Raw genomic sequence first — 11261 nt, 5'->3', positions numbered from 1 at the left:
CCGCCCGCGGGGCCGGGGGCGGGGGCCCCCCGGCCGCGCCGTCCCGGCCCCCGCCCCCCACCCTCCCCCCCTAACACTGGGGGGGGGGGGGGCCGCGCCCCCCCCCCCCCCCCCCACGACCAGGAGTGTGACGTCAGATCACCTCCAGCCCTCCCGAAAGGGCCTCCAGCTCCTCGTCGTTGATCTCGAGGCCGGACTCCTCCGACGCGGTCTCCGGCGTGTTCTTCTGGGTGTCGCTCATGTCGTTCCTCCTGGTGGGACTGGCGGTCTGATGTTCCGTCGGAAGCATTCGGGAAATGCTCTTCGGAATTCCCCGAACATCGCTTCGCTCCGGTGAGATGAGTCGAACTTAGAGGCGCCCTGAAGTGACCGACAAGGCCTTTCGGACGGTTGCTCCGTAGCATGCACGGCCGCGACTCCACCGCTTCATCGATCCGTGCAACCACCCCGGCCGATTCGGACGGAAGCGCTGCCGTTCTCCCGGAAAGCCCGGCCGTCGGTCCCTCCCCGCTTAGGCTGCGGGCCCGGCGACAGTCCGATCGACGTGACTGCTCATCGCCCGCAACCAATTCTTCGAAAGGAGCGCCCAGATGTTTCTCGGTGTGGCCATCGACGCGGCCGGCTGCCACCCGGAGTCCCCGTGGTATTCGCCCGTCGAGCTGCTGAACCCCGGGCACTATCCGCGACTGGTACAGGAAGCCGAACGGGGAGGCTTCGACTTCGTGACGCTGGACGACTCCATGGCGCTCCGGGACGGTCCCGCCGCCGGTGGGCTTTTGGACGCGGTGTCCGTGCTGGCCGCGGTCGCTCCGCTGACCACCACCATCGGCCTGGTGCCCACGGTGACGACCACGCACTGCGAGCCCGTGCACGCGTCCAGGGCACTGGCCACGCTCGACCACATCAGCCGGGGCCGCGCCGGCTGGCGCCGCCGCGTGGTCACCACGGAGGCCGAAGCCGCGCACTTCGGGCCCGAGCCGCCTGCCGGTCTACAGGACCTGCGTGCCGAGGAAGCCGAGTTCACCGATGTGGTGATCAAGCTCTGGGACAGCTGGGAGGACGGTGCGGAGGTCAGAGAGGTGGCGGGCGGGCGCTTCCTCGACCGGTCCAAGGTCCACCACATCGACCATGTCGGACGGCACTTCCGCATCAAGGGCCCCTCGAACGTACCGAGACCGCCGCAGGGGCACCTCCCCCTCGCCGTCGACTTCGATCCGCGGCGCGACAGGGTCGCCGCCCACGGCGCCGACATGGTGTTCGTCGATGTCCGCGACGCACGGGAGGCACGCGCACGGGTGGGAGCGCACACCAGGGTCGTCGGCGAGCTGGAGATACTGTTCGACGGTGACCACGGCGTGTCCAGCTGGGACGAGCGGGCCGGCCACGGCGCTTCGCGCCGCTCCAGGTTCGCCGGATCAACGGCCGAACTCGCCGATGTACTGGGTGCATTGTGGGGCTCCGGAGACGTCGACGGATTCCACCTCCGGCCCGCTTTCCTGCCCGCCACGCTGTCCCGGTTCGTCGCGGAGGTCGTCCCGATCCTGCGCCGACGGTCCTTGCTCCGTCCTCCTCGGGGAACCTCGCTGCGCGGGCGGCTCGGCCTGCCCGAAAAGGCCCTGAACGTGTTCTCGGCCTGAAAGGTGGCCCCCTCGATGAGCAAGACCGTCAAGCAGATGCACCTCGCCGCTCTCTTTCCCGTCAACCACCTGACCGTCTGGCGCGACCCGCGCGCCGGGAGTCAGGTCGACTTCGCCTCCCACTCCCACCTGGCCCGCACCGCGGAGCGGGGCAAGTTCGACGCCCTCCTCCTCGCCGACTTCCCGCGAGTGGTGGAGCACCGCGCCGAGATCTCCGACGTCGGTGTCGCCGGCCAGCTGGACCAGATCACCGTGCTGTCGGCACTGGCATCCGTGACGCAGCGGATAGGGCTGGCCGCCACCGTGAACGCCACCTTCAACGAGCCCTTCGACGCGGCCCGCAGGCTGGCCACTTTGGACCACCTTTCCGGCGGCAGGTGCGGCTGGAACGTCGTGACCACTTCTGACGCCTGGACGGGCGAGAACTTCCGCCGCGGCGGCTACCTCCCGCACGCCGACCGCTACCTCCGCGCAGCGGAGTTCGTCGACGTGGCCAAGCGCTTGTGGGGCAGTTGGGGTCCGGACGGAGCCGCCCGGTTCCACCATGAAGGGGCACACTTCCGCCTCGAAGGACGGTTCACCGTACCGACCAGCCCCCAGGTGTACCCGCTGACCATCCAGGCGGGGGACTCGGAGCAGGGCCGCGAGTTCGCGGCCGCGACAGCGGAGATGATCTACAGCCGCCGCCTGGGGTCGGCAGGCCGGGCATTCTACTCGGACGTCAAGCGCAGACTGGCCCGCTACGGTCGTGCCCCGGAGCACGTGAAGATCATGCCCGGCGTGTCGTTCGTCCTCGGTGACACCGAGGAGGATGCCAGGGAGAACGCCGAGCTCATGCAACGGCGGGCAGTGAGCCCGCAGCTCGCGATCTGGTACCTGGAACGCGTCTGGGGACGCGACCTTTCGGCCTACGACCCCGACGGACCGCTGCCCGATGTCGACCCCGACCCCGAGGCGGCACCTCCCGACTGGCCGGGGCTGGCCGACGCCGCGGTGCGGTTGCGCCGGGTGCGGAAGTGGCGGGCCTTCGCCGCCGAGCAGAACCTCGGCATACGGGGGCTCGTGATGAAACTGACGGAGGGCAAACCGTTCATCGGCACACCCGCTCGCGTGGCGCAGCAGATGAACGACTACGTGCAGTCGGACGGCGCCGACGGTTTCGTGGTGGTGCCTCGATTCGCCCCCGGTGGACTGGACGAGTTCGTCGACCGAGTGGTGCCCGAACTCCAGGACCGCGGCGTCTTCCGCACCGAGTACACGGACCACACCCTGCGCGGCCATCTCGGGCTACCGGCGCCCGCCGAACAGTTGCAGGGGGCGGCCTGCTGAACGGCCGCCGGAGCCGGCCCGGTTCGGAGCGGCGTAGCAGAACCGTGATCCGGACCGGGGCAGCAGAACCGTGATCCGGGCCGGGGCAGCAGAACCGTAATTCGGGCCGGGCGGCTCCGACGTCACGTCACTTGTCGCCGATGCCCAGCAGTATCTTGTCGACCATCCGGGTGGTCGACCGCCCGTCGACATAGGGGAGGATCACCGTCCGGCCACCCCAGCCGTGGACCAGGGCGGCCTCGGGCAGGTCGTCCACCCTGTAGTCGCCGCCCTTGACGTAGATGTCGGGCCTGATCCGGCGCAGCGCCTCTTGCGGCGTGGACTCCGTGAAGACCACCACCCCGTCCACGGAGGCCAGCGAACCCAGGACCGCCGCACGGTCCCCGACCGGGACGACCGGGCGCTGTGGTCCCTTCAGCCGACGGATGGAGTCGTCGTCGTTGAGGCACACCACGAGGCAGTCGCCCAGTAGGCGGGCGCTCTCGAGCAGTGCGATGTGACCTGCGTGCAGCAGATCGAAGCAGCCGCCGGTCGCCACCACGGTGCCGCCGGCCGCCCGCACTCGGGCGACCGCCTCCAGCGGGTCGGCGGGATCGGTGCCCCGCACCTCTGCCGCCGTACCCGCCCTCCAGGCGGTCGCGCCACCGGCCGCCACGAACTCCTCGGCGGCCCGGACGGCGCCGGTGACCGCTTCCGAGAGCAGCGCGCCGCCCGCGAGCAGTGCGGTGGCCGACGCGGCGAAGCAGTCACCGGCACCGCACGTGTCCGCCGCTACGATGCGTCGCCCGGGAACGGCGAGAGGGGAGGACTTCGCCGCGTCCAGCAGGAGGGCGCCGTCGGCCCCCCTCGTGACGGCGACGCCGACGGCCTTCCAGATGCCGATGAGCTGCCGCCCGCGCTCGATGTCCGACCCCAGGTCCGTGCCCGCGCTCCCGGGCGCGAAGCCGCTCGCCTCGATGCGGTTCGGGGTGACCAGCCGGGCACCGGGGACCGGCCGGGCCCCGCGCGGGTGCGGATCCCAGACCAGCGGCGTCGCTTCGGCGGCGGCGGCGAGGGCCGCCCGGACGGAGGCGTCTTCGGTGATCCCGCGCCCGTAGTCCGAGACCAGGACGGCGCTCGCGCCGACCACCAGCGCGTGTTCGTCGTCGGTGAGGGCGCGGTGCAGCCCGGGCACGGCGTCGGGGGCTTGGCTGAACATCAGCACCGTCCGGCCGTCGGCGCGAACTCGGCTCTTCACCGGTGTCGGCCCGGCGAGCCCGAGGTCGATCACCCGGATACCGGCGTCTCGCAGCAGCCCGCCGAGGTCCCGGCCCTCCCGGTCGTCGGACAACGCCGTCACCAGGGTGACCGGCCCGGCGCTGCGAGCGGCGAGCACGGCCGCGAGGCCGGCGCCGCCGGGCCGCGACCGGACTTCGACGCGGTCGACGACGACAACCGGCGCCTCTGGGGAGACCCTGTCCACCGTGCCCAGCAGGTCCCGGTCCAGGAGCGCGTCACCGACCACGACGAGCCCGCCCGGTGCCGTGGGCGTGGCCGCCTCGGGGGTCACCGGCGGGCAGACGCCCAGAGCGATGTCGACGCCGGCACAGAGGATGTGCACGGCCACCAGGTGGCATTCCTGGACGGTCGCGGTGGGACCGTCCACGCGGACCGCCTCGTCGGCGACCTCGGTGAGCGGGTTCGGCGCCGCGCCGGTGAGCGCCCAGACCGTCATGCCCTTCCGGTGGGCCGCCTCGGCCGCTCGCAGGAGGTTCCCGCTGCGGCCGGACGTCGACAACAGCAGCAGGACGTCACCGGGGCGACCGTGGGCCCGGACCTGGCGAGCGAAGACTTCGTCGTACCCGTAGTCGTTGGCGATGGCCGTGACCGCAGAGGTCTCGGCGTGCAGGGCGATCGCCGACAGCGGCTCACGGTCGTCGCGCAGTCGCCCGACCAACTCCGAGGTGAGGTGCTGAGCCTCGGCCGCCGACCCGCCGTTGCCGGCGGCCAACAGGCGCCCGCCGCTCTGGAGCCGCGTGGCCAACTCACGGCCCCAGGCCTGCAGCCGCTCGACCTCCAGCGAGGCGAGCGCCCGTTGGAGGTGCTCGATGTGGTCGGCGCCGCTGGCCAGCGGCCTCGGGTGCTGCGGGGTACTGCTCGGGCCTGTCACGAGGGATCTCCTGATGGTCAGGACGGCGACCGGTCGGGGCCGGGCCGGCTCAAGGACGGTGTGGCGGCTGGTGTCGGTTCCGTCCTGGGTCGGCACGTTCGGTCGTGACGGGACGAAGGGAATTCAGGAGTGGATGTACCTGGTGCGTTCCGGAGCCTCCGCGACCTCCAGCCGCTGAACCACGGGGTTGCGCTTGCCACCCGCGGTGAGCACGAACCTCCCCTCCGGCCGGTGGCGGAGGCGGAAACCCTGTCGTGGTCCGAAGTGCTCGCCGAGCCGCGAGTTCACGGACCGCACCGTGGCGCCCGCGGAACCGGGGGCACCCGCCGTGACGAGGTCGAGCAGACCGGGTTCGTGCTGCACCACCTGGAAGTCCGGCAGCCCGGCGGCACAGAGGGCGGCCAGCAGCGCGTACGGCGAGTAGGCCGCCCCGTCGACCCCGACCAGGCTGCTCCCGGACCTTCCGAGCAGACCATCGGTCACGGTCCCGGGAAGTCCGCAGTCACATGTGGTGGGCCGGGGCGCCTGATCGCCGGTTACGTAGCGGATGACCGGCATGGGGGTGGACAGCAGCTGGGTGAGGACGATGTCGCCCACCTCGTCGTCGCCCGCCGGGGTGATCTCCGGCAGGACGAAGTCGTCCTGGAAGTGCATCCGTCCCTTGCGGCACTCCCAGGCCGCGTAGCCGGTCTCCGAAGTGGCGTAGAGCATCGTCACCTGACAGTCGAACGTCTCCTCGACCAGGCGGCGACCGCTGAAGGGCATGTGCTCGTAGGTGGCGACGACACCCTGCGGCCGGAGCCGGATGCCGCGTTCGGCGCAGTAGCGGGCCAGTGCGATCACCCGGCTCGACGAACCCGTGACCAGGTCGACCGGGAATCGGCCCACTACTGCCTCGTAGTCCGCGACGATCCCGGGCGAATCGGGGTCGAAGCCGCCGAGGTTGCACTTGACGTAGGGGCGCGGCAGCATCACCGGCTCGAGCAGCGGCGTGCCCCCGAAGAGCAGTCCTACGTTGAGGACCGTACCGCTGTCCGGAAGGCCGAGGTAGGCACTGAAGCGCTCCCGGATCACGTCGTTCGACAGACCGCCGGTCTCCGCGGTGGAGAGCAGGGCGACCGGCTGGCCGGTGCTGCCGCTGGTCTGGGTGAGGAAGAAGCGGCCGGGCTCCATCAGGCCGGTCGCATCACGGCTGATGGAGTCGACGAAATGATCGCGGAGATCGCTCTTGCGGGTCAGCGGGAAGTCGCTCAGCCCCGCCCGCTCCCGGCCGCGCAGCGCACGGTACCGCGGCACCCGCTCCCGGGCGGTGGCCAGCAGCCTGCCGAGTCGCTCGGCCCCCCTGTCCTGGTCGTACCGGGCCAGCCCCTCGATCTCCTGGCGCTTTTCCCGGTACCAGGAGGATGACCTCTTGCGTGCCATCCGCTCACGCATGTGCTGGAAGTCGTATGCGAGGTCACTCGGCGAATTCGACACAGTTCTCCAAATGGATTCGTCGCACAGCCCTCGGGTGGGGCTGGTCGCGGCCTGTTGGGTTTCACTCGTGAAGTGCCGGGGCGAGTTCCCGGTGGATACCCGAGGGGACATTCCGCGAATTCGGCTCTCGGTGAGACGATCCGAACCTAGGGCCGCCCGGGAAGCGCCTACAAGTCCCTTCCGGCACTTGCTCCGGAGCGTGCAGACCAAGGGGAGGACCGTGTCGTTGATTCATGTCACGCCGCCCCTCGCGCGTACGGGCGAAGCCTCGCCGAGCTCCACGTGGCGAGGTGTGTGTAGAGGGCACGCGTCCGGTGCCCTGCGACCGTGAACGGGGCCCAGCCGCTCGACGCCGACGGTTCCGTCCCCGCCTCGGAGCGCCTCCCGCCGCGCAACGCCCGAGGTCTCCGCATAATGGATGGAGGGAACGGCGGGTGGAAGGGGACATCTCGTGCCATCGGCTCTGCCGGGGGGCGAGGAGACTCACGGCCCGTTCTGGTCCGAGCCGGGGACGCTGCTGGAGCACGTGCCCGTGGCCGCCTTCGGTATCGACGACGCCGACCGCGTCTGTTACTGGGGGCCCGGCGCGGGGGACCTCTTCGGATACGACTCCACAGCCGTCCTGTCACGGCCCGGCGCCGTTCTCTTCGCCGACGGGCCCCAGGACCCCTCCGACGCGTGCGCCCGGCTGACGGAGCGAGGCCGGACCAAGGGGTACTGGAGGGGCCGCCTGACCGCGCGGCATCGTAATGGCACGGCCTTCGACTGCGGCTTCCGGGTCTTCTCCCTGACCGGAGCCGGAGGGCCTTCGGTGATGGTCCTGGCGAGCCGCAGCGACGAGCTCGATCGGGTCAAGACCAACCTCGCGTTCCTCGACGCCCTCTTCGAGACCTGCCCCATCGGCCTGGTCATGCTCGACCCGGACCTGCGCTACGTCCACCTCAACCAGGCGCTCGCCGACATGGACGGACTTCCGATCGAGTCCCACATCGGGCGGCACATGGACGAAATCATGATCATGTCCGACGGCGGTGAGTACCAGCGCATGCTCCGCGACGTCGCCCTGGGCGGGGCGCCGGTCGTGGGGACGCTGGTGGGCATGCGCCCGCGCGGGCATCCGGACCGTGACCAGGTGCGATCGGTGAGTTTCTTCCCCCTGAGCCAGGCGGTCGGCTCGCGCCCCGGGGTGGGCGGGCTGATGGTGGACGTGACGGACCGGGAACAGGCCATCCTGGAAGCCAGCGCCAGCCGGCGGAGGCTGGCGCTGCTGGACGGCGCCTCCACCCGCATCGGGACCACTCTGGACGTGAACCTCACGGCCCAGGAGCTCGTCGACGCGTCGATGCCGGACTTCTGCGACGGAGCCGTGGTCGAAGTCGTGGAGTGGATGGACGAGGCAGAGGTTTTCGACCCGGCGTTGCCGCTGATCACCCGCAGGATCGCCTTCGGGACGATCCTGCCCCCTCCGGCCGACGAACTCGTGAGCGGGGTGGAGACGGTGCGGTATCCGCCCGGCTCCGTCATCCACGACATGCTGCGAACCGGTCGCGCCATCTCCGCCGTGGTGGACGAGGAGTTCCTGGCCAGGACCGTCTCCCTCGAGTCACGCGCACGGCTCCTGGCCGAGAGCGGGCTGGCCTGCGTCCTCGTCGCCCCGCTCATCGCCAGGGGCACCGTCCAGGGAATCGCCATGTTCGGCCGGTCGGCGGACCGGCCGGCCTTCACCCCGGACGACGTCAGCCTGGCTGGTGAGCTCGCCTCACGCGCTGCGATCTGTCTGGACAACGCCCGTCTGTACAGCCGTGTCCAGGACATCGCCCTCACACTGCAGCGGGCTTTGCTACCCAGCGCGTTGGCGACCAGCCCGTACGTGGAGGTGGCCCACCGGTACGTGCCCGGCAGCCGGATCACCGAGGTCGGCGGCGACTGGTACGACGTGATCAGCCTGTCCGGCGGCCGAGTCGCCCTCGTGGTGGGCGACGTGATGGGGCACGGGGTGTCGGCTGCCGCCGCCATGGGGCGCCTCCGCATCACCGCCAAGGCTCTGGCCAGGCACGACAGTGAGCCTGCCGACCTGCTCACCGAGCTCGACGCCTGCGCCCAGGAGGCCGAAATCGAGCTGGCGACGTGCCTGTACATCGTCTACGACCCCAAGAGCGGACGCGCCCGCATCGCCAGCGCCGGCCACCCGCCGCCCCTGGTGCTCCGGCCGGACGGCACAGTGCAGACCGTCGACGATGTCCTGGGAGTCCCTCTCGGCGTAGGCGGCTGCCCCTTCCGGACGACCGAGATCGAACTGCCCGAGAACGCGACCCTCGCTCTTTACACCGACGGCCTCATCGAGGCACGCGGCCGCGACATCGAGGCCGGTCTGGAAGCACTGCGCGCCGAACTCGGCCGGGCCCCGGGGCCGTTGGAAGCGACGGCGGACCGCATCCTCGCGGATCTGCTGCCCGCCCCGCCGACCGACGACACGGTTCTCGTCCTCGCCCGCGTCCGCCGCGCCCCCTAGTGCTACTCCGTGTTCGCTCGCGACGCCCCCGGGCGGCCGTCGTGATCGGCCGTGGCATAGTCGCGGCAGGGCGGCGGTCCGGCCGCGCACGCACAGAGGGGGGCGGGCAGTGAACACTGAGATGTTCGAGGAGATCACCACCGAGGGGGAGCTGCGCGAGCTGCTCGGTGAACCCACCCCCGTGGCCCTCGGCAAGGAACGACAGACCCTCCACGACCACCACGAGCAGTGGCTCGCGCGGTCCCCGCTCTGCCTGATCTCCACCTCCGCCGCCGACGGCACCTGCGACGTCTCGCCCAAGGGCGACCCGCCCGGCTTCACCAAGGTCCTCGACGACACCACCCTCGTGATCCCGGACCGCCCCGGCAACCGCCGTGCGGACGGCTATCGCAACATCCTCACCAACCCCCACGTGGGTCTGCTCTTCCTGATCCCGGGCCGCGGCGACTCCCTCCGCGTCAATGGCCGGGCCCGGCTGCTCCGCGAAGCTCCCTTCTTCGACGACCTGACCGTCAAGGGGCACCGCCCCACGCTCGCCCTCCTCGTGGAGGTCGAACAGGTCTACTTCCACTGCTCCCGGGCCTTCGTACGCTCCGCCCTGTGGAAGCCGGAGACCTGGAACCCCGAGGCCGCCCCCTCCAGAGCGAGGATCTCCAAGAGCCTGGAGCGCACGCACGAGTCCCTGGAACAGCTGGAGCGCTACTACGGGCCGTCGTACGACGAGAAGAACATGTACATCTGACCGCGGGATCCGCGGATCCCCGACGCCTGCGCAGCCCTGGAGTACGCCGCCCAGCCGGTCTCACCTCCAGGGCGGAGCTCTGTGATCGCGAACAATTAGACTCACCCTCGGCGCCGTCGTGCAGGCGCCGCCATTGATACCGGTACGCGCAGCAGAGCCCGGGTCAGCCGCCGCGGCTTCGTCGACGAGAGGGCTCTCAGTGGGAACGGGAAGTACAGAACAATCCGAGCCACGCCAGCCCGTGATGGCCGATGTCGCGCGCGTCGCCGGAGTGTCGCACCAGACGGTGTCGAGGGTGCTCAACGGCGCGCCCCACGTCCGCCCCGGCACGCGGGAGCGGGTGCTCGCAGCCATTCGAGAGTTGGACTACCGACCCAACGTGGCGGCCCGGGCCCTGGTGACCCGCCGGTCCCAGACCCTGGGCGTGATCAGTTTCGGCAGGGCCCTGTACGGACCGGCCTCCATGCTGGACGGCATTGAGCAGGCTGCGCGCAGCGCGGGCTACTTCGTCAGCGTGGCGAGCCTCCGGTCACTGGACACGCGCTCGGTGCAGGAGGCCGTGGACCGGCTCCGGGACCAGGGTGTCGAGGGCATCGTGGTGATCGCGCCGCAGACTCCGGCGGTGAGCGCGGTCGCCCAGCTGTCCACGGCGGTGCCCGTCGTCGCGGTGGGGGCCGGCAGCGGTTCGCCCGTACCCACGGTCTCGGTCGACAACGAGGCGGGCGCCCGCGCCGTCACGCGGCACCTGCTGGACCTCGGGCACGCCACGGTCCACCACATCGCGGGCCCGCCGGGCTGGCTGGAGACCGCGACCCGGCAGGCCGGGTGGCGCAAGGCTCTCGAGGCGGCCGGGGCCCCGGTGCCCGAGGCCCACCCCGGGGACTGGAGTGCCCGCGCCGGCTACGACGCGGGCCTCCGACTGGCTGCGGACGCCGCCGTCACCGCGGTCTTCTGTGCGAACGATCACCTGGCGCTGGGGCTGCTGCGCGCGCTGCACGAAGCGGGCCGGGCCATCCCGGGGGACATCAGCGTGGCCGGTTTCGACGACATCTCCGAAGCCGGGTACTTCGCGCCCCCGCTGACGACGGTCCGCCAGGACTTCGCCGAACTGGGCAGACGTGCGCTGGAGCTGCTGGTCGACGAGGTGACCCGGAGCGGCCCGGCGAGCGGTGCGGCCGGCGGCGGGCGCGCCGGCGCGCCGCAGTCCCCTGGCAGACACATCCTGGTGCCCACGGAGATCGTGCTGCGTCGCAGCTCGGGCCGCGCGCCGCGCTGAGAACTCCCGACGCAAGGCCCGGAACGCCTCACCTATGCCGAAGCGCCGCCCCGTGTCGAGTACGAACTCACCGCTTTGGGAAGGACATTGAGTCCCGCTCCCCGGTCGACCGGGACCGACCTCGACCGAGGCCGAGGACG

The 11261-nt window shown here is 71.2% G+C and carries 7 protein-coding genes; 5 read left to right on the top strand and 2 right to left on the bottom strand.

Annotated elements, in window-relative coordinates; genetic code table 11:
- The first annotated feature begins 590 nt into the window (after positions 1-590).
- Complete coding sequence (locus tag ACFWBY_RS16040; protein WP_385342526.1) at positions 591-1637, top strand: LLM class flavin-dependent oxidoreductase; 1047 nt, start codon at positions 591-593, stop codon at positions 1635-1637.
- Between the two features lie 15 nt (positions 1638-1652).
- The gene (locus ACFWBY_RS16035; protein WP_385342528.1) at positions 1653-2966 is read left to right on the top strand and encodes an NtaA/DmoA family FMN-dependent monooxygenase; all 1314 of its coding nucleotides are present in this window, start codon (positions 1653-1655) and stop codon (positions 2964-2966) included.
- 127 nt (positions 2967-3093) lie between these two features.
- On the opposite strand, the gene rfaE2 is transcribed toward ACFWBY_RS16035, so the two are convergent.
- Positions 3094-5115, bottom strand: coding sequence for a D-glycero-beta-D-manno-heptose 1-phosphate adenylyltransferase (gene rfaE2 / locus ACFWBY_RS16030; protein WP_385342530.1), 2022 nt, complete (start codon positions 5113-5115; stop codon positions 3094-3096).
- Positions 5116-5238: 123 nt separating this feature from the next.
- Positions 5239-6591, bottom strand: a complete 1353-nt coding sequence (locus ACFWBY_RS16025; RefSeq protein WP_385342532.1) for a phenylacetate--CoA ligase family protein — start codon at positions 6589-6591, stop codon at positions 5239-5241.
- Positions 6592-7042: 451 nt separating this feature from the next.
- Here ACFWBY_RS16025 and ACFWBY_RS16020 point away from each other — a divergent pair, with 451 nt between their 5' ends.
- The 3 genes from ACFWBY_RS16020 to ACFWBY_RS16010 all read left to right on the top strand — a co-directional run bounded on the left by ACFWBY_RS16020 (position 7043) and on the right by ACFWBY_RS16010 (position 11121).
- The gene (locus ACFWBY_RS16020; RefSeq protein ID WP_385342534.1) at positions 7043-9103 is read left to right on the top strand and encodes a SpoIIE family protein phosphatase; all 2061 of its coding nucleotides are present in this window, start codon (positions 7043-7045) and stop codon (positions 9101-9103) included.
- A 121-nt stretch (positions 9104-9224) separates the two neighbouring features.
- The gene (locus ACFWBY_RS16015; protein WP_385342565.1) at positions 9225-9845 is read left to right on the top strand and encodes a pyridoxamine 5'-phosphate oxidase family protein; all 621 of its coding nucleotides are present in this window, start codon (positions 9225-9227) and stop codon (positions 9843-9845) included.
- A gap of 244 nt (positions 9846-10089) precedes the next feature.
- The gene (locus ACFWBY_RS16010; RefSeq protein ID WP_385342536.1) at positions 10090-11121 is read left to right on the top strand and encodes a LacI family DNA-binding transcriptional regulator; all 1032 of its coding nucleotides are present in this window, start codon (positions 10090-10092) and stop codon (positions 11119-11121) included.
- Positions 11122-11261 lie beyond the last annotated feature (140 nt).

Origin of the sequence: Streptomyces sp. NPDC060049 (genome assembly GCF_042736715.1) — a bacterium.
Lineage (GTDB): Bacteria > Actinomycetota > Actinomycetes > Streptomycetales > Streptomycetaceae > Streptomyces.
This window is presented reverse-complemented; position numbering and strand designations above follow the sequence as displayed.

What these genes read in the sequence shown, in the direction of transcription:
- ACFWBY_RS16040 (WP_385342526.1), top strand. Translation starts at nt 591, where the DNA reads ATGTTTCTCGGTGTGGCCATCGACGCGGCCGGCTGCCACCCGGAGTCC.
- ACFWBY_RS16035 (WP_385342528.1), top strand. Translation starts at nt 1,653, where the DNA reads ATGAGCAAGACCGTCAAGCAGATGCACCTCGCCGCTCTCTTTCCCGTC.
- ACFWBY_RS16015 (WP_385342565.1), top strand. Translation starts at nt 9,225, where the DNA reads ATGTTCGAGGAGATCACCACCGAGGGGGAGCTGCGCGAGCTGCTCGGT.
- ACFWBY_RS16010 (WP_385342536.1), top strand. Translation starts at nt 10,090, where the DNA reads ATGGCCGATGTCGCGCGCGTCGCCGGAGTGTCGCACCAGACGGTGTCG.